Here is a 19,579-nt window from a genome sequence, read left to right as displayed (position 1 = left end):
AGGCACGGGCCAGGGTCACAGGGAGGGCGCCGGTCCCACGGAATCGCGGCTGACCACAGGGCAGGCCAGGCGCCGGACGGTCGCGGGCGGCGTACGGCCGGCTTCGATGGCGTCCAGGAGCAGCCGGGCCGCCGCCTCGCCCATCGCCCGGTGCGGCAGCGCGACCGAGGTGAGCGGCGGTGTGAGGAACGCGGCCATGTGCTCCTGGTCGTCGTAACCGACCACGGACAGATCGGCGGGCACGTCGATCCCGAGCCGGGTCGCGGCGTGCAGGACACCCGCCGCGACCCGGTCGTTGTAGCACAGGACGCCAGTGGGGCGACGGTCCGGATCGACCCCGTCGAGCAGTCGCAGCGCCCCCGCGTATCCCGCGGAGATCTCCCCGCCGCCGCGCACGATCCACTCCGCGGGCACGGTGACGCCCTCGGCGCGCAGCGCGTCCCGGAAGCCGCGGGTACGTTCCGCCGAGGCGATGTCGTCCAGACCGCCGATCACGGCGAGCCGGCGGTGGCCCGCACCGAGCAGCAGCCGGGCCGCGGTACGGCCACCGGCGCGCTCGGCAGGGACCACGGCGGGCAGGGAGTCGTCCTCGGGCAGGCAGTTGGCCAGCACGGAGTGGGTGCGGTGCAGGCCCTCGGGGACGCGGACCCGGCGCAGTGACATGGCCGCGTAGATGATGCCGTCCACGCGCCGGTCGATCAGTTCCGCGACGGCCGCGTCCTCCTTGGCCGGGTCACCGCCGGAGTCGACGGTGAGGACGAGATGGTCGCTGCCCCAGGCGGTCTCCATGGCGCCGCGCAGCAGCCGACCGGCGAACGGCGAGGACGCGATCTCATCGGTGACCAGCCCGATCACGGCCGTACGGCGACGGCGCAGACCGCGGGCCACCGGGTCGGGGCGGTAGCCAAGGCGGGCCGCGGCCTGCCGGATGCGTTCCTGGGTGGCGGGCGAGAGGTTGCCCTCGGCTCGGCCGTTGAACACGAAGGACACCGCGGTGTGCGACACGCCGGCGAGCCGGGCGACGTCCCGTGACGTCGGGCGCCCGGCGCCCGTGCTCCTGCTCTCCTCGGCACCGCCCACGCCGTCCGCCGCCTCGCCCAGCCCGTCCCTGTCGATCACCGTCCACCCTATCCGCGGGGAGCGTCACGGCATACGGGAGATCCTCAGGGCGCCGCGGCGTGGGCGTCCGGTGTGATCACCGGATTCCCCGGAGGGCGGGGACCGCTTCGGACCGGGCGTAAGCAGGTCATCCGCCGGCGATGCCGGCCCACCGGCCCGGTGGAGGGCAGCGCGGGCCGGACCGCACAAGCCGCTCACGACGACCGGGCCGTGGTGGCGGACCTGACCGGCGCCCTCGCCGAAGGTGACGTCCTTGGTCCGGTGGACGGTGTTCTCGATGACCCGGTGCGCGCGTGCCCGGGCCGCGATCTTCTTCGCGGTGGCCTGCTCGGCGCGCAGACCGGTGACGGCGTAGGCGGTCTCGGCCTACCGCTCCTTCTCGCCGATGCGGCGGCGCTTGCGGCGGATGCGCACCACCTGGCGGGCATGCAGGAAGCGCAGTCCGCCGGCGGTGACGATCTCGACTTCGCGGATCTCTTCCCAGCCCTCCCGCGTTCGCGGGAACAGTCCAGAACGGGGACATGACTCCAGGGCAGCGGGCTCGACTGTCGTGCAGGGTCGACGGCGGTCCGTTTCCCGCCGACCTCGTCCTTGACGCCGCGCTCGCGTGGCTGCCGGGGACCCGGTCGCGCACGGCGCCCATGGCGCGGGTGAATCCGCCGCCAAGTGCGTTGATTCCGGCCGCGGGCCTCCGGCGGCGCACGCCCTGTGGGGCGCGCCAGCCGGCGTCCGCCCAGCCTGACGAGCGCGTCCGAAACCGGTGCGCAGCGGATCACCTTTCCAACGCGCAAAGGCTCCGGTCCGAGTCGCCGGACCGGAACCTCACAGTGACCACGCAGAGCACCGCCAGACAGCGTAAGGATTCACTCTCCTGCATGGCCCACTCGCGGACGCAGACCTCACCCGTGGTACAGCACGCGAACGGCGTAGGCGTCGGCCGGAAGTGCGTCGAGGTAGTGGTTGAAGTAGCGGCGCCGCTCGGCGTTTGCGATGTCCAGCCAGCGTCCGTCCAGGGTCAGCAGGGCGTGGGAGGGCAGGGCGGAGTCCATGGCGTGGCGTACCAGGCCGTCGAGGTCGCCGCTCAGGCGGGCGATCGGGTCGCCGCCCACGATCTCCTCCAGTTCCGGGTTGTCCAGGAACGCCGCGATGACCGGCTGAGCGCGGTAGTCCTCCACGGCCTGCATCGGTGAATAGCTCCCGGGGTCGGCGAGGTGCCGGGCCCGGAAGTCCCCGAAGGCGCGGCCGGGCGGGTAGGCGGAGGCGAACTCCTGCCATGCCTCGAAGGCCCTGCGGGCCCCGGCGGCCGCCCGGGCCCGCGGCGTTTCGAGATCCAGCAGCGCTCGCGGGCCGCCGTCGCACAGTGCCGGCGGCACGTTGCGCGGCTCTCCGGACAGGGTCTTGGCACCCCGGACGAGGCGCGGGTCGCCCTCGTGCCCCGGGACGACCAGGAACTCGCAGCCCCCGCCGTCGATCTGCCAGTAGTCCCACCAGGTCTCGCCGTCCGGATCGCCGACGCCGGCGTCACGGTTGTAGTCGTACGGCGCCATCGCCGCGCCGATGGCCCGGACGACGTCCCCCGGGTCGCACGGGGGGACGCACACCGTCACTCGCTCTTTCGCCATAGCCCTTTCCTCGGTCTGTTCCCGACGCTCATGGTCACATCATCGGCGGCGGGTCACAGGACACGAGCCATCCGTCACAGCCCCGCTGCCACGACCGGGTGGCGTCCCAGATCATGTAGAGGTCACCGATCACCCCGAGACCGCCCATGAGCTTGCCCACCCGGCTTCCTGCCCCGCCCGTCCTGGGCTCGGACGGCGCATCGGGCATGCTGGGAGCCTTCTCGATGACCTCACCAGGGGTGATCCGGACGGTCCCGCCGTTGATCTTGCGGACCAGCGGCTGCACGCGTTGCGTGTCGAAAGCACCGTCCGGCCAGATCACGCGCACGTGCTTGTTGCCGACGAACCTGTCCCGGATCGCCTCCGCCTCGGCCTGGCTCTTGGCGACGTAGACGACGTTCTGGGTCTGCCCCTTGCCGGTGCTGGTGGTGTTCATCTTGTTGGAGACCGTCTTGGCGACGTCGTCGGCGTTGAACACCTTGGCGTTGCTCTCGTTGGCGTCCCAGGTGTCGACGGCCACGATCTTGCCGTTCTTCCAGGTGACCTTGATGTAGTCCGCCGTGGCACCGGCCGCGACATGGTCGCCGTTGGGGCCGTGCATCAACCCCTTCCTGGGTATCACACCCTTGTCGTCCTGCCACAGGTACCGGGAGCCGCTGCCGTTCTTGGAACCGTCGTAGTACTTGCCGCCGTTGCGCAGGTCCTCGTTCATGTAGTCGAACGCGACCTTCTCCGAGGCGATGTTCGACTGCCCGCCCAGGGTGTGCGGGACGCCGCGCTCGTCGTAGATGACCTGGCGGCCGCTGACCGCGCGCTGCGTGAGCGCGTGCTCCGGTTTGATCTCCTTCGGGGGGTCTGCCGCGACGGGCACTCCGTTGCGGCACACCGCCGTGCCCTCCCAGCACTCGATGGCCTGCAGACCGTCCGGGTCGCTCTTGGTGACCGGGTTGTTGTCGGCGTAGGAGTAACCGTTGATCTGCAGCGGGTCGGACGGGTCGATGACCGGGTCGGCGGAGAGGAAGCGGCCGGTGGACTGGTCGTACTCGCGGGCGCCGAGGTGGGTCAGGCCGGTGGCCGTGTCCTCGATTCCGGTGCGCAGGTAGGAGCGCCGGTCGGGCCAGCTGGACGGCTGGCTGCCGCGCGTCTCGCCGAAGGGCTTCGAGAAGCGGCGGGTGACAGGCTGTCCGCTGGACTCGTCCACCGTGGTGGTGGCGGTGCCGAGCTGGTCGGTGAGCAGGATGCTCAGCCGGTGACCGGTGGTGCTGCCGTACTTGGTGGAGCGGACCACGGTGGGCGCCCCGGAGTGGGAGTAACCGCGCGAGGCGGCGACGATGTTGCCCTTGGTGTCCGCGCTCACCTCGGTCTCGCCGAGGTAGAGCACGCTGCCCGCGGCGGTGTGCTCCAGCAGGCGGTTGCCCGCGGCGTCGTACACGTACGTCGTGCGGTCGGCCGGCGTCCACTGCTGGGCCGCGCTGCCGTTGCAGGTGTAGAGCTGCAGGTCGGTACCGTCCGCGTCGTTGGAGCTGGGCACGTCGACGCACTTGCCGGAGGCGGGGTTGTAGAGGCTCTTGTCGGAGGTGCGGACGGTGAACTTCTGCGCGCTGCCGCCGTCGCAGGCGGCCAGCAGGATCTTGGTGCCGTTCGCGGTGCCGGAGGCGCTCGCGCACTTGCCGAAGATCCGCAGGGTGTCGCCGGTCGTCCGCCACTGCTGGGCGCGGGAGTTGTTGCACCGGTAGAGCTGGACGGGGTTGTCGTCGGCGTTGGAACCGCCGGCGTCGTCCAGGCACTTGCCGGACAGGCCGACGACCGCTCCGGCGCCGTCGCCGAAGCCCTTGACCTCGGTGACCTTGTCCTCGGCGCTCCACAGGAGGCTCTGGGTGCCACCGGGCAGGGTCCGGGTCTCGGCGTTGCCTACCGCGGTGTAGGTGTAGCTGGACGCGGTGCCCGTGGCCGGGGTGACCCTGGTCAGGGTGTGCGGCTGCGCGAGCGTGCCGCCGGTGCCCTGGGCGCCGTAGCCGTAGACGCTCTTGACGTCCTTGGCGGTGTCGGCGGGGTCGTGCTCGGTGAGGCTCGCCCGGTTGCCGATCGCGTCGAAGGTGAAGGACTGCCAGTAGGCGGTGGTGTCGGTGGAGACCGTGCCGGCGGCGGGTGCGGCGGCGGTCAGCGAGGCCGCCATGTCGCTGTCGGGCGCGGTGGCGTCCGCGGCGGAGTCCGGTGCCTCGGCGATGGGGCCGGCCGAGGACTGGCCGTCCTGCCGGTAGCCCCAGGCGGTGCCGCTCGCGGACTTGCAGCCGGTGCCCGCGGTGCCCACGGCCACCGAGGAGGTCCAGGCCTGGACCATCTCGCCCAGGTAGTCGTAGCTGAAGCACTGGGTGTCCCAGGTGCTCGTCGACCCGGTGGTCTGCTTGCGGGCGCTGGAGGTGACGTTGCCCGCCCGGTCGTAGGAGTAGTAGGAGTCCGAGATCCGGTGGGAGCTGTCGGTCTCCCGGTCCCACACGGTGCGCTGGACGCGGCCGGTGTGCTCGTCGATGAAGTTCGTCGTCCACACCCGGTAGGGCTGCGCTCCGCTGACCGTGCGCAGGGGCTCGCCGTAGGGCGAGTAGGTGACGTCAGAGGTGTACCAGGTCAGGCCGGAGGTGGACTGGGGCAGGCCGTCGCTGTCGTAGCGGGTGACGACCTTCTCCTTGGCGAGGCCGCCGACGGCCGGCAGGGTGACGCTGAGCGGCTTGCCGGTGGGCGTGTACGTGTACTCGTACCGGTAGGTGCCCGCGAGTCCGGTGGTGTCGGCCTGCGCGGGGACGACGATCTCGCGTCCGGTCGGCCGGTACTCGCTGTCGTAGCCGGTGACCGAGTCGACGTAGTCGCCGGTGGCGTCGTGCCGGATGGAGGAGGCGGGCTTGCCGACCGCGCCGGGCAGGTCGTAGGTGAACTCCTTGACCGGCGTGGCGGTGGGCGAGCCCTCCCGCACGTAGGTGACCCGGCCGACGGCGTCGTAGGAGGTGTAGGTCGTCTTCTGGTTCGCGTCGGACGCCTTGGTCTGCCGGTCGAGGTCGTCGTACTCGAAGGACGAGGTGCCGAGGTCGGGGTCGGTGGAGGTGCTGAGCCTGCCGCGCGCGTCGTAGGTGTAGGTCCAGAGGTTGCCCTGGTGGTCCTTGACGGAGGTGCGGTTGCCCCGGGCGTCGTAGCCGTACCAGGTGCTGCGCCAGTCGCTGAGGTCCTTGTTGGTGAAGTGCTGGACGCGGGTGGCCCGGCCGAGGGCGTCGGTGGTCGTCTTCGTCGCCGGGGTGGCTCCGCCGGCGGGCTTGGCCAGCGTCCAGTTGTCGCCGTAGCTGGTGGTGTCGGAGTAGACGGCCGTGCCGCTGTGCAGCGCGGTCGTCTTCACCGGGCGCTCCCGGCCGTCGTACGCGGTCCGGGTCATGCTCGGCACCAGGCTGGGGCTCCTGGGCTTGAACTGGGCGGCTTCCGGCTCGCCCTTGGCGAGGTAGTCGCCGGTCTGTTCGCGGACCAGGCCGTGGTCGTCGTAGCGGGTGTCGACGACGACGCGGCCGGGGCCGTGCGCCTCGCTCTGGACCTGGAACTTGCGGCCCAGGCCGTCGTAGAGGGTGACCTGCTTGCTGTAGGTGCCGTCGTCCTTGATCGTCTGCACGGTGACCGCGGTGGGCTTGGTCGTGCTGGCGGTGACGGCGGCCATCTGGTAGCCGATGATCACGTCCGGGGACTGGTCGCCCGCGGAGCGGGACGCCGACCAGCCCTTGGTCAGCCGGCCCAGCGCGTCGTACTCACTGCGGGAGACGTGCCCGTTGGTGTCGGTGACGGTCAGGGCCAGGCCGCGGCCCGGGTCGTAGGTGGTGGTGCTGGTGTGTCCCTTCGGGTTGATCGTCTTGATCGCGGTGACCGGTCCGCCGATGTCGGCGGGCGTGTACTGGGTCTCCGTGACGCCCTTGAGCGGGTCGGTGATCTTGCGCGGCCGGCCGAGCGGGTCGTAGCTGCGGCCGGTCACCACCGAGTAGCCGACGCCGGTGCCGTCGGGGGTGGCGGTGCTGGTGGCCAGGCCCTTGGTGGGGGCCGCGCCCCAGGCGCCGTTGTCGTAGCTGGTGCGGGTGGCGTTCATCAGCTGGGTCGCCGGGTCGGCGGTCGCCCAGCCGTCGCAGGAGGTCGCCGTCATCCGGACCTGCTTGGGCAGGCCGATGAGGTTGGCGTCCTCGTTGTTGACGTAGTCGGTGCGGGCGCAGGTGTAGTCGCTGAGCTTCTCGCCGCTCCCGTCGGGTGTGACGACGGCGGTCTGCACCTGCCACGGCAGCCCGTGGTCGGTCTCGAACTCGGTCTCGGTGCGCACCGCCTGCCAACTGGAGTCGACCGTCTGGATCGCGTCGGTGCGCCGGACCCCGACCTGCTGGGCGAGGAGCGGGTCGAGTCCGCCGTCCCGGGTGCGGGAGGCCGTCTGGTGCGACCAGGGGTAGTTCAGGGTGCGGTTGAGGAGCCGGCCGCCGGTGCCGTCGTAGGTGAGGGTCTCGGCGGCCATGCCGGCGTACTGGGGCGCGTCGTCGGCGGCCAGTGTGACGGTGCCGGTGGAGTCCTTCACCGCGCCGCCGGTGCCGCGGAAGTAGCGGGTGACACCGTACGACTGGGTCTGCGGGACGCCCACGGTGGTGCCGCCGTTCTTCGCACCGCGGTACGTGGACACCTTCTGGTAGCCGCGCCAGACGCTGTAGGTGCGCAGGCTCGGCTTGGTGAGCTCGTCGTCGTCCTGGCTCCAGGCCGCGTCGCTGTAGGCGTACTTGGTGGTGACGCGGTCCGAGACACCGGAGATCTTGTCGGTCTCGGTGACCGAGTCGACGACGTACTTGTTGAACCAGGCGAGCGGAGGCTTGGCCTGTTCCGCGTCCGGCGACCAGCGCACGGGGTAGCAGGTGCCGTGGTTGTCGGCGGGGTCGACGGACGGCTCGGTACGGCAGCCGCCGCGGTAGACGACCTCGACGTCACCGCCGTTCTCGGTGGACACCGTGCCGATGCGGGGCCGGGTGAACCCGGGCCGCGGGTCGCCCTTGTAGCGGGGGACCAGGTTGGGCAGCTGCTGGTCCTTGAGGTAGCCGCCGAGCGGGTCGTCCTTGCTGACGACGTACGGCCCGAAGCTGACGCCGGACGTGGTCAGCAGGGTGCCGGTGGTGTCGCCGGGGGCGTAGCCGGTGCGGGTGACGGAGTCCAGCCACAGTCCGGGCGAGGTGTTGTACCAGTCGCGCGGGAAGGAGTGGTGGAGGGTGTAGGTGTCGACGCGGGCCAGGCCGCTGCTGCCGGGCCGGGCGGCGTACGTGGTCACCGTGCCCAGCCGCATCCGGATCCAGAACGACGGGAAGGCCGGGCACAGCTTGGAGTCGGACTTGCAGTTGAGGTTGCCGGGGCTGTCCCACCAGGGGCGGTAGGAGGCGGGGTTCTTGGTGTCGTCGAACTTGTCGGCGGCGCAGGAACCGTCGGTCTCCACGCAGCGCTGCACGGCGTCGAAGACGATCTTGGCGGCGGGGCTGGTGAGGCTGTCGGGGCGCATCCCGTACTCGATGGTGTCCGGGTAGCCGCCGCGGACGTACTTCTCGGGCGTCTTGAACTTCTTGTTGACGGCGTAGTAGTTGGTCGACTTGTGCCAGGTGACGACCATGGTGTTGCCGTGCACGTCGACGACCTTGTCCAGGCCCCAGCTCCAGGCCTGCTGCTGCTTGGTGCCGTCGCTCGCGGTGCAGCGGGAGTCGGCGAAGGCGTCCTTGTGGCAGGGCTCGCCCGGGTGGTTGCCGAAGACGGGGACGGTGAAGACGGAGTCGGTGTCGGCATGGCCGCCGCCCACCTTGTTCAGGCCGTAGTAGTACTGCGTGCCGTCGGTGGTGGTGACGACCCAGTACTCGCCGTTGTTGTCGCCGTTGTCGCCGCCGGTCTTCAGCACGACCCTGGTGCCGTCGTCCTTCTCCAGCCGGTAGCTGTCGGTCTCGCCGACCCGCACCAGCTGGGTGGTCCTGCCGCCGAGCGACAGCACGGCGTTGTACGACACCCAGCACAGGTCGGACGTCTTGTACTTCTTGTCCTTGTTGTTGGGCGCCCCCGCGGCGGTGTCCTCGCGGTCGTCCTTGCAGGTGCGGTAGCGGCGCTCGATGTGCCCGGGGTCGTAGTTCCAGCCCTCGCCGATCCAGGACGACTGGGGCGAGGAGGTGGCCGTTCTGCCGTCCACCGCCTGTGAGTTGTAGTCGAAGGAGATCTCCGGCCGGGGGCCGGCCGGCGCGGGCGGCACCTGGAGCGGGTAGGACCAGGTGAAGGCGCCGGAGGAGTCGCCCGAGGCCCACTTGCCGTCGGTCGTCAGGGGCGTGGCCTTGAAGGTGCCGGCCGGACCGCCCCCGGAGTCGACGGCTCCGATCACGGCGCTGTCGCCGCTCGCGGCGGCCGGCTGCGCGTAGGAGGCCTGCACGACGCCCGAGCCGGCGAAGCCGGTACCGCTCGCGGCGGCCTGGCTGACCGTCCCGTCGGCCGCGGTGTCGACGGTGGCCGTCACGGTCTTGGCGTGCGGGTCGTTGGCCGTGTCCAGCTCGGTGTACTGCTGGCACTCCTCGACGTCCGGGGTGGTCAGGTAGCACTCGGGGAACTGGACGAACTGCAGCCGGGAGGCCCAGTCGGCGCCGTAGAGGTTCTCGAACTTCTGGTAGCTCAGCTGGACCGAGACCGGAACCGAGCCGGTGGCCGGCGCGGTCACCTTGACGAGGGTGCCGTCCACGCCCTGGGCCTCGGGGGCGGCGCGGTCGAAGACGCCGACCTGCCAGGTGCCGCTGGGGGCGGGGGCGTCGGGGGCCGGTCCCAGCTTGACCGGGAGGGTGCCGGCGGGCACGTAGTCGGTCTGCGTGGCGGCGGCGGAGCCGCCGGTGCGCAGGGCGGTCTGGGTGGTGCCGGTGCCGAAGCTGACCGGGACGCTGCCGGACGGGGCCGGGGTGGTGGTGCCGGACGGCGCCTCGGTCTGGTCGGCGGGCTGGTCCGTGCGGATGCTGTCGAGGCCGGGGTCCCGGGTGGTGCCGGCGACCGCCTCGTCGTCGGTGAGCTTCACCAGGTCGACGTCCTCGCGCGGCGCGTCGGCGGTGGTGGGATCCGGCGGCGAGGCGAACGCCTGGGCGGGCAGCAGAGCGAGCGCCACTGCCGCGGCCACCGGCGCGAGCACGGCGGAACGGCGTCTGCGCCGGTGCGCGGACAGGAAGAAGGGCACGGCGAAAATCCCCCGGTCGACCCGAAACAAGGTGGAGTGGCGCCTGGGTTGACCGCAGGTGAAGCCACTTCAAGATCGGCCAGATTCTGTGTCCATGCCATGAAGAAATCCAGAGTTCCCTGTGACCATGTGGCAATGATCACGTCATGTAACAGTCAAAGGAGCGTCAATCGGGATGCTCCGGCGCCCGCGGAGCCCTGCCGCGGCCGTCGGTTCAAGACACAGGCGTGACGGGCGCGTTCGCGTAGGTCATGATCTGCACCCGTTGCCCTAGGGGGGAAGGAAAACTCGCTCATGACCAGCAAGTGGCGGCGCCCGCGCGCCCGCCGGGCCGCGGCCGCGGCCGTCGTGGCCCTGGCCACGGTCGGCGGCCTGACGTACGCCGGGCTGACCGGCACCGGCAAGGACCGGCACCCCGGCACCGACCGCCCGGCCCGCGCGGCCGCACCGGTCACCGAGGCCGAGGCCGCCTCGCGTGCGGCGAGGTCCGGCAGGCCGGTCGAGGTGACGGCGCTGCGGACGGCGTACGAGACCACCTGGGCACGGCCCGACGGGCTGTTGCAGCGGCGCGTGCACGCCACACCGGTCCGCGCCAAGGCCCACGGCCGCTGGCAGTCGATCGACACCACGCTGGTCCGCACCGGAGACGGCTGGTCGCCACGCGCCACCAACGTCGGTCTCACGTTCTCGGCCGGCTCCCGCACCGCCTCCGCACGTGCCGACCGCGGGACCGGGGTGCGCAGGGTCTCGCTGCTCACCGCGGCCGCCGGCACCGGTACCGCCCTGGTGACGCTCACCACCGGGGAGCACACCGTCCAGCTGACCTGGCCGGGGACCATCCCCACGCCGGTGATCGACGGCTCGCGCGCGCTGTACCCGGAGATCATCCCCGGCGCCGACCTGGTGCTGACGGCGGACGACGGGGGCTTCGCCCAGCTGCTGGTGGTCAAGTCCCGGCAGGCGGCCGCCGATCCACGGGTGGCGCAGCTGACCTACGGGCTGACCTCCCCCGACCTGACCTTCAGCCTCGACCCCACCACCGGCATCGTCAGCGGCCGGGACGCCGACGGCGAGGAGGCGGCGATCTCGCCGACGCCGCTGATGTGGGACAGTTCCGGGACTCCCGCCCTGACCGACGGTCAGGCGGGCACGAGCGCGTCGCCGACCGCCGCCGAGAGCCTGTCCGACGACGCCAGTGCCGCACCGGACGACTCGGAGTCCCCCACCGCCTCCCCCGAGCCCAGCGACTCCGTCGACGACAGCGACGACGGCGATGTCGATGACGAGGTGCTGCCCGACGCGACCGACGAGGCTCCCGACCCCTCGGCCGGCGAGAGCGAGGGCGCCGCGCCGTCCGTTCCCGCCGAGCCCTCGCCCGAGCCGACCCACACGGGGGCGGCCGCCACCCTGGACCTGCCCTCGCTGGCCGGCCCGCAGCCCGACTCCCGCGGCACGCTGGTGACGGCCGACCTCGACGGCTCCACCTGGTCCCTGACACCGGACCAGGACTTCCTGACCGACCCCGACACGGTCTACCCGGTCTTCATCGACCCGTCCGTCAGCAAGCACACCAACGACTGGACCACCGCCTACAGCCGCCACCCCAACGCGAACTTCTACAACGGGCGCAACTTCAACAAGGGCACCCACGAAGCGCGCGTGGGCTTCGAGTCGGACACCTGGGGCACCTCGCGGTCGTTCTTCAGCATCGACTGGAACCCGGACCTCAAGGGCGCCACCGTCATCAGCGCCAAGCTGCACGCGCTGGAGACCTACTCGTGGTCGTGCAGCGCCCGCACGATGAACGTCTATCTGACCGGTGCGATCAGCAACAGGACGACCTGGCGCAACGCTCCGAAGATGACGGCCGGCAACAAGCTCGCGAGCAAGAGCTTCGCGCACGGCTACAAGTCCTCGGGCTGCCCCGACGACTACGAGGCGTTCGACGTCAAGCCGGCCGCGCAGAAGGCGATCGCGCACGGCTGGTCCACCCTCACCATCGGCTTCCGGGCCGGTGACGAGGACTCGGCGTACTCGTGGAAGAAGTTCCAGGCGGACGGCGGCAACGACCCGTACGTCGAGCTGGTCTACAACCGCCCGCCGGCCGCCCCGTCCCACCTGGACCTCGACCCCGACCTGTCCTGCGACACCACCTCGCCGTACGTCAACGTCGGCGCGTCCTCGATCACCTTCTGGGCGAACAGCAGCGACAAGGACGCCAACCTGGACTCGCTGCGCTTCGAGCTGTGGCCGACCGGCGGCAGCGGGAACCTGCTGGGCAGCAAGGCCAAGGTCACGGTCGGCAGCCAGACCGACTCGGCCCGGGTGCACACCGACCCGTTCTCCACCAGTGGCCTGAAGAACGGCGTCAAGTACTCCTGGCGGGTCAAGGCGGTGGACAAGCGCGGGGCGACATCGGGCTACACGCCGTCGAAGACGCCGTGCCGGTTCGTCTTCGACAGCTCCCGGCCCACGCCGCCCGTGGTCACCTCCACGACGTTCCCCGACGCCGACGCGAAGGACGACGGCTTCGGCAACGCGGACGAGGACTCCACCTGGTCCACCGTCAAGTTCGGCACGGCGGGCTCGTTCACCTTCAAGGCCTCGCAGACCGACGTGGTCAAGTACGAGTACGGCTACAACTCCGCCTCGTACAGCGGTTCCGTGTCGCGGACGAACGGCGCCGCCACCTCCACCCTGACCACCTACTCCGGCGCCAAGCCGCCGCTCGCCGGGCCGAACGTGCTCTACGTGCGTGCCGTGGACGACGCCGGGAACGTGTCCGACCCGCGGAAGTACTTCTTCTACGTCACCCCGCGCGACGCGGTCGACGCGCCGGGAGACTTCACCGGCGACGCCTTCCCCGACCTCATGGTCGTGGACGCCAACGGCAACCTGCGCATGTACCCGGACAAGGGCACCACCGACGGCTCCAAGGGCACCGGCGCCCTCGGCTACTCCATGTCCGGCGCCTACCAGGAGAACAGCGACAAGGACCCGAACGGCGACGACCTGCCCCTGTACTCCCGTCCGTCCTCCGGTTACTGGAAGAACACCCTCATCGCCCACCTCGGCGACGTCTACGGCGGTGACGGTCTGCAGGACCTGATCGCGGTGCGCGCGGGAAAGCTGTGGGTGTACCCGGGCGACGGCTACGGTGCCGTCGACATCGGCAAGCGGCACGAGATCCTGCTGCCGCCCGGTGCACCGGATCCCTCCACGATCACCCAGATCGTCTCGGCCGGCGACGCCACGGGCGACGGCAAGCCCGACTTCTTCCTCACGGTCGGCGACGCGCTGTGGGCGCTGGTCGGGTACAACGGCGCCACGGTGGACGAGGCCCGGCGACTGTCCGCGTCAGCCTGGACCGAGCGTGACCTCGTCACCGCCCAGGACGTCTCCGGCGACGGCGTCACGGACTTCGTCTACCGCTCGGATGTCAGCGGACGACTGCTGCTTCGCAAGGGCATCAAGGACACCGCGACCGGCGGGGTCGACACCGGTTCGCTCGCCTCGGCGGCCGCCTCCTCCGGAGGCGCGGACACCGAGTACGGTGCCTCGGGCTGGGGCAGCTCCAGCATCAGGCTGGTCTTCGGCACTCCGGACGCCAACGGGGACGGCATCCCCGACATCTGGACGCTCAGAGTGGATGGCACCGTGCGCTTCTACACCGGCAGTCGCACGGCGCTCAGCGGCTCCGGTACGGAGATCATCGGCAACGGCGACGGCATCGGCTGGAAGAACAAGCTGGCGATCGGCTGACCCATCGCCAGGTACCGCGGACGAGGCCGACGCACACGGAACTGCCCGTGCGCGTCGGCGTCGAGCGTGGGCGGATATTCCCTTCCGGTGTCGTCCCCGCATCGGGATCGACGACAACCGGCGTCCCCGCCGAACAGCGGATCACACTGCTCGGACTCCGGCCGACGCGTCCAGATGAGCGGCGACCGGTTCCCCTCACTCGCCGCCGACGCCAAGGCCGGCAGACTCGACGAACGCCCTGCCCTGACCCGATGCCCGTGCCGAGCGCCGGACATCGCCCACGCGAGACAAAACGCCACACAGTGAACGGCCGCCGGCCCCTGGCTCGACGCCTGCGGCAGGCCGAGCCCGCACAGGACTCCACGAAACCGGCGGAGCCACCCGCCAGACACGACGAAGCCGCAGCTCAGAAGGTTTCTCCTCGCACAGCGAGTGGTGGGGCGGGTGGGACTCGAACCAACGGCTGACGGATTATGAGTCCATTGGGGATCTTGGCGGTCCTTGCCGATCAGTGCCGATTCACACCGTTCTTGCAGGTCAGACGGGCTGATGAGGGTCAGCCCTGTGCAGTGCTTGTCGGTCTGTTCCTGTCCTTGTGGCCCCTCAATGACCCCTGGGGGTAGATGAGTTGGACGCCTGCCACGGCAGCAGCCACGTCCGCCCAGTTCAGCCGAGGGGGCTGGAGCCCTTCGCGCAGCGGAGTCCCTTACCGACGCGATGATGCTCCATCCCAGGCCACCGGGGTGGAGCATCATCCCTGACGTCACGAGGCGATCCCGCCCACCGGACTGCGCATCGACCTGGGTAGCGGCGCGTCGATCGGGTCAGCCGAGGACGTAGGTCCCATCGCCGGACTCAGCAACGATCTTCAATTTGCCGATCACGAGCTTGGCCACGTACTGAGGGCTTGGTCGGCGACGCGGTGCATGTCTTCTCGGCTGGCGCCGCCGGCGGCCTGCACGGCGAGGCCCTGCCCGACGGTGTGCACATAGCGGGCGAGGGTGTCCGGGTCGGCGGTGAGTGGCAGGTCGCCCTCGGCCTGGGCCTGTTCGAACCGTTTCCGCAGGGCGGCCACTCCGGCCTCGCGGCGTTCGGCCAGGTCGCGGCGGACCGGTTCGCTTTCCGGGCCGGCGGCCAGCGCGGACTGCACCAGCAGGCAGCCGCGCGGGCAGCCGGGCGCGGTGTGGGCCTCCACGCCTCCGTGCAGCATCGCCTCGGCCACCTGCCGGGCGGTGGGCAGCTCAAGTGCCGGGCCCACAAAGGCTCCCGGGCCCTGCACATAGCGGTCGACGGCCTTGCGGAACAGCTCCTCCTTGTTGCCGAAGGCGGCGTAGATGCTGCGCCGGTTGATCCCCATGGCCTCGGTCAGCGCGGCGAGCGAGGCACCCTCGTAGCCCTCGGCCCAGAACACCCGCATCGCCACGTCCAGCGCCTCGTCGGTGTCGAAGGACCGGGGCCGTCCCGTGCTGGGCATCGAAGCCTCCTTGAGAAAAAGTTCGCCGCCACGGAATGACTCCCGTGGTTGCTCAGGTTAATGTCATCCCGGATATAGTAACCGAGCGGTTCGGTTCGTAAGTGAATGCGGAAGACATCGGAGACCCCCTATGAGCCCCCAGCCCGCCCTCGGCACCACCCAGTCCGGCGTACGGCCCCTCGACGGCAAAACCGCCCTGGTCACGGGCGGATCCCGGGGCATTGGTGCCGCGATCGTGCGTCGTCTGACCGCCGACGGCGCCCAGGTCGCCTTCACCTACGCCAGCGCCAAGGAACAAGCCGACGCCGTGGCCGAGGCGACAGGCGCCCTGGCCGTGCAGGCGGACAACGCGGACCACGAAGCCGTCCGGGCCGCGGTCAGCCGCACCACGGAGCATTTCGGCGGACTGGACATCCTCGTCAACAACGCCGGCGTCTCCCACGCCGCACCGATCGAGGACTTCCCGCTGGAGGAGTTCGACCGGCTCATCGCGGTCAACGTCCGGGGCGTGTTCAGCGCCGTCCAGGCCGCCGCTCCCCACCTCGGCCCGGGCGGTCGCATCATCACCATCGGCAGCGTCATCGTCGACCGCGTCCCCTTCCCCGGCGCAACCGTCTACGCCCTGACCAAGGCCGCCGTCGCCGGTCTCACCCGGGGACTGGCCCGCGAACTCGGTCCGCAGGGCATCACCGTCAACAACGTGCAGCCCGGCCCCACCGCTACGGACATGACCCCTGACTCCGGCCCGTACGCGGAATCCCTGAAGCAGCTCATGCCGCTCGACCACTTCGCCGAGCCCGCCGACATCGCCAGCGCCGTCGCCTATCTCGCCGGCCCCGAAGCCCACTTCATCACCGGCACCAGCTGGAACGTCGACGGCGGCATCGCCGTCTGACCGCCCACCCCGGGCGGCCGCAAGCAGGCACGGTCCACCGGCCTCCAGCCGCACCACCGTGCACGACAACACCCCCTGTCACAAAGGACCTACCACGACCATGAACGCTTCCACCACAGCCTCCACGACCGCCCTGGCCGCCGGATCGGAGGAGCCGCTCAGCCCCGGCTACGACGCCGCGACCAAGGACGACGCCGAGTTCAACAAGCTCTTCCAGCACGGCTTCACCACCATCGACGACCTGCAGATGCACTACGTCATCGGAGGCGACGGCCCGCAGGTCATGGTGCTGCTGCACGGCTGGCCGCAGAGCTGGTACGAGTACCGCCAGATCATGCCCTCGCTGCTGCCCGGCCGCACCGTCATCGCCATCGACCTGCCGGGCCTGGGCGACTCGACCGGAAACCCGCACTCCAGGACCAAGGCGGTCCTGGCCACCTACGTCCACATGCTGCTCGACCACCTCGGCCACCGCGAGAACGTACACGTCGTCGCTCACGACTTCGGCGTCAGCGTCGCCTACCCGCTGGCCGCCCAGTACCGCGAGCAGATAGCAGGCCTGTTCCTCATGGACTACGGCCTGACCGGCAAGAACCTGAAGTTCGCCGCCATCGAGTCGATGTTCTGGCACTTCTCCTTCAACAAGCAGCGTCCGCTCGCGGAGGAACTGGTCACCGGCCGGGTCGAGACCTTCCTCACCCACTTCTTCCAGGGGATGAAGACCGCCGGCGAGAACATCTCCGCCGACGAAATGGCCGAGTTCGTCCGGCTGTACTCCCGCCCCCAGGTCCTGCACGCCGGCTTCGAGCTCTACCGGACCGAGACCCAGGACGAGGCCGACAACACCAAATTCCAGGAGACCCCGCTGACCATCCCGGTCCGCATGATCACCCAGGCCGGCCTCGCCGACATGGTCCTGGGGCCCCTCCAGGACGCCGCCCCCCACGCCACCTCCGCCGACGTCCCCGGCGCCGGACACTTCCTCCTCCACGAAGCACCCGACCGCGTCCTGGCCGAGATCAACGCCTTCTACCCCACCCCCACAGCCTGACCGACTTCGAAAGCCGGCACACCGAAGTGAGAGGAAAACCTCTGATGAACAGCCAACCCACTTCCGCCCGCGATGTCCCTACCCGCCTGTTCGCCGCCTTCGACGCGGGCGATATCGCTGCGCTGGACACCCTGGTCTCGCCCGATCTCGTCGACCACAACCTGCCCGCAGGGGCTCCCTCGGCGATCGAGGGGATGAAGGGGATGGTCGCTGCCATGCGCGACGGGTTCACCAACCCTCACCACGAGATCGTCTACCAGGCCGAGACAGACGACGGCTGGGTCGTCTCCCAGTGGGTGGTCACAGCGACCCACACCGGCCCTTGGTTCGGACTGCCCGCGACAGGCCGTGACGTGACCTGCTCCGGCATCGATCTCGCGCGCGTGGTCGACGGCCGGATCGTCGAGGTCCGGCACGTCGAGGAGCTGCTGCAACTGCAGATGCAGATGCAGCTCACCGACTGAGGCAGCAGCAAAGACACATCAGCGCGGCGTGAGCCGACCGGACAAGGGACCCCCGGCGAAGAGTCGAAGTTGATCGCCCCCAGACCCTTCGCCGGGGGTTCTCATGGCTCACGCTGTTGCCCCGTCGGCTCCTTAAAGCCGTCTGGCGACATACCGGAGGCGCCCGCTCCATTGACATGGTGCAGAGAAGGATCAAGGCGCGGTCCCGCACACCATCACCGGCAGGAAGAGCTCCGGGTCCCGGTCAAGCGCATCCTGCAGGGCACCGAGATCGAGCAGGTGGCCGAGGCCCGGCGCTGAGCCCCAGCCATAAAGAGCTGGACCCAAGTCCAGGACGCATTGCCGCACCGCGCGGCCAAGAGAACCGAGGAAAGAGATGTCGGGCAAAGAACCGGACCCCACGGACTTCAGCGTGGTGAACACCTTGCTGGCCGCGATCGAGAAGGGCGACATGGACGAGGTGCGCCGCTGCTTCGCACCCGACGCGCTCACCTGGCACAACTTCGACGAGATCGAGCAGGACGTCCATGCCATGGCTGCGATGCTCGGTCACCTCTGTGCCCTCTCGACGAGCCGGAGCTACGAGGACCGACGCATCACGACAGTCGGCTCGCAGGCGTTCCTGCAGTACACGCTGACCGCGGTGCTCCACTCCGGAGGCCGGTTCCGAATGCCGGCGATGATGCGGCTGGAGGTCGACTCCGACGGGCTCGTGGCACGGATCGAGGAGTACTTCGACTCGCGCGTGCTCGACGGCCTCGCCGAAGTGTCGTGACGGCCTCCGCCTTCAGCGAGAACGAGAGCGTGGCTCCCCGGGGGCCAGAACGTCACGCCGAAAGGACGGCCCCACGTCGTTCCCGTCATTGTCGGCTTCGACGCCGGCTCCGACACCCTGCCGACGATCGAGGCGGCGCAGGTCAACTGCTCAGGGATGCCCCGCGCGACGGGCTCTTCACGGCCGCCCGCGCAAGGGCCGACGGCCGCACCGTTAGCGAAGGACCGCGATCCACGGCCCACGACAGAACTGACTCACCCGTCTGCGATGTCCTCACACGGGCATGATCGGCTCATGGACCGCCGAGGGCTGTGTCCACGGGGCGGGGATGCCAGTTCACAGCGACAGCCGGTTCAGACCTCCTGTGCGGCCCCGGCCGCCTCACCGGGCGGACGGCTTCGGCAACAGGCCGCCTACGACCCTGTAGTGCCCTTTCCTCTTCGGGCAGTGTCCTTCTCCCCCACTCTGCGGACCCAGACGTACCGGCAGCCGCGCCGCCCTCTCCGCCGGTCCGGTATTCGACTGGCCGTACGAAGGATGTCCCCCCGATGCCCACGCAACGGTAAAACGGACAACGAATCGCCCCGGAGACACTGTCGGCCTGGACACGCCCGCGCCGTCCCGGCCCCTGTACGGCCCCTGGGTCCTGGCATCGGCCCTCAAGGCAGTCGCCCAGGCCGCGAGCGACACCCTCGATCATCTACTCACCCGCAGGTCAGGGGGCGGAGCTCCCCCGAGCAACGCCCGACTCCAAACCCGCGAGCAGCGGATTCAGTCCGTTCAGGCAAAGTTGACGATCCAACAGCCCAAAATGAACGTTTCCGCAGGTCAAAGCCCTGCGCAGGTGGGGCGGGTGGGACTCGAACCCACGGCCGACGGATTATGAGTCCTTCGAGGATCTTGGCGACCCTTGTCGATCCATGCTCATCCTGGCCGTTTTCCCAGGTCGGCGCCTGTTTGGCGCCGTACTCCTTCTCGGCCCTTGTCAGTCTTTTCCGATCCTTGTGTCCAACCTGCGTCCAGAACGCGTCCCGGAGGGACAGGTCCGGCGGGGTATCGAGACGATCGCCCAGCTCGGGGGCGTCTCTCCAGCTCACCCGCAGCGGATTCACCTTCCAACGCGCAGATGCTCTGTCTCGGGCTTTGCCCTGGGCCGCACGGCTTGATGCAACCCCACGCCCGGGCCAGC

The 19,579-nt window shown here is 70.2% G+C and carries 10 protein-coding genes and 1 pseudogene; 7 read left to right on the top strand and 4 right to left on the bottom strand.

Annotated elements, in window-relative coordinates; translation table 11 throughout:
* Positions 1–15: 15 nt before the first annotated feature.
* Positions 16–1,080, bottom strand: a complete 1,065-nt coding sequence (locus ACFY6U_RS21525; protein ID WP_390040468.1) for a LacI family DNA-binding transcriptional regulator — start codon at positions 1,078–1,080, stop codon at positions 16–18.
* A 249-nt stretch (positions 1,081–1,329) separates the two neighbouring features.
* Here ACFY6U_RS21525 and ACFY6U_RS21520 point away from each other — a divergent pair, with 249 nt between their 5' ends.
* Positions 1,330–1,644 (top strand): hypothetical protein, encoded by a 315-nt coding sequence (locus tag ACFY6U_RS21520; protein ID WP_390040400.1) that lies wholly within the window; start codon positions 1,330–1,332, stop codon positions 1,642–1,644.
* 374 nt (positions 1,645–2,018) lie between these two features.
* On the opposite strand, the gene ACFY6U_RS21515 is transcribed toward ACFY6U_RS21520, so the two are convergent.
* Entirely contained in the window at positions 2,019–2,741 is a 723-nt protein-coding gene (locus ACFY6U_RS21515) for a hypothetical protein (protein ID WP_390040398.1), read from the bottom strand.
* Positions 2,742–2,775: 34 nt separating this feature from the next.
* Positions 2,776–9,969 (bottom strand): ricin-type beta-trefoil lectin domain protein, encoded by a 7,194-nt coding sequence (locus ACFY6U_RS21510; protein ID WP_390040396.1) that lies wholly within the window; start codon positions 9,967–9,969, stop codon positions 2,776–2,778.
* 294 nt (positions 9,970–10,263) lie between these two features.
* Here ACFY6U_RS21510 and ACFY6U_RS21505 point away from each other — a divergent pair, with 294 nt between their 5' ends.
* The gene (locus tag ACFY6U_RS21505; RefSeq protein WP_390040394.1) at positions 10,264–13,731 is read left to right on the top strand and encodes a DNRLRE domain-containing protein; all 3,468 of its coding nucleotides are present in this window, start codon (positions 10,264–10,266) and stop codon (positions 13,729–13,731) included.
* A gap of 880 nt (positions 13,732–14,611) precedes the next feature.
* Here the strand turns inward: ACFY6U_RS21505 and ACFY6U_RS21500 are convergent.
* Complete coding sequence (locus tag ACFY6U_RS21500; protein WP_390040392.1) at positions 14,612–15,205, bottom strand: TetR/AcrR family transcriptional regulator; 594 nt, start codon at positions 15,203–15,205, stop codon at positions 14,612–14,614.
* A gap of 130 nt (positions 15,206–15,335) precedes the next feature.
* Between ACFY6U_RS21500 and ACFY6U_RS21495 the strand changes: the two genes are divergently transcribed.
* From ACFY6U_RS21495 to ACFY6U_RS21475, 5 genes and pseudogenes are all read left to right on the top strand, one after another.
* Positions 15,336–16,100, top strand: coding sequence for a 3-oxoacyl-ACP reductase family protein (locus ACFY6U_RS21495; protein WP_390040390.1), 765 nt, complete (start codon positions 15,336–15,338; stop codon positions 16,098–16,100).
* A 100-nt stretch (positions 16,101–16,200) separates the two neighbouring features.
* Positions 16,201–17,151, top strand: coding sequence for an alpha/beta fold hydrolase (locus ACFY6U_RS21490; protein ID WP_390040388.1), 951 nt, complete (start codon positions 16,201–16,203; stop codon positions 17,149–17,151).
* A gap of 44 nt (positions 17,152–17,195) precedes the next feature.
* On the top strand, positions 17,196–17,615 hold the full coding sequence (locus tag ACFY6U_RS21485) for an ester cyclase (RefSeq protein WP_390040386.1): 420 nt from the start codon (positions 17,196–17,198) through the stop codon (positions 17,613–17,615).
* Positions 17,616–17,991: 376 nt separating this feature from the next.
* On the top strand, positions 17,992–18,390 hold the full coding sequence (locus tag ACFY6U_RS21480; protein WP_390040384.1) for a nuclear transport factor 2 family protein: 399 nt from the start codon (positions 17,992–17,994) through the stop codon (positions 18,388–18,390).
* Between the two features lie 99 nt (positions 18,391–18,489).
* Positions 18,490–18,605 (top strand): annotated as a pseudogene (locus ACFY6U_RS21475) (DNA-binding response regulator); the annotation flags it as partial.
* Positions 18,606–19,579: the final 974 nt, after the last annotated feature.

It is taken from the genome of Streptomyces sp. NPDC013157, from assembly GCF_042899865.1.
Classification (GTDB): Bacteria; Actinomycetota; Actinomycetes; order Streptomycetales; family Streptomycetaceae; genus Streptomyces.
The sequence above is the reverse complement of the archived record's forward strand: the minus strand, read 5'-3'. Positions and strand labels throughout refer to the sequence as shown.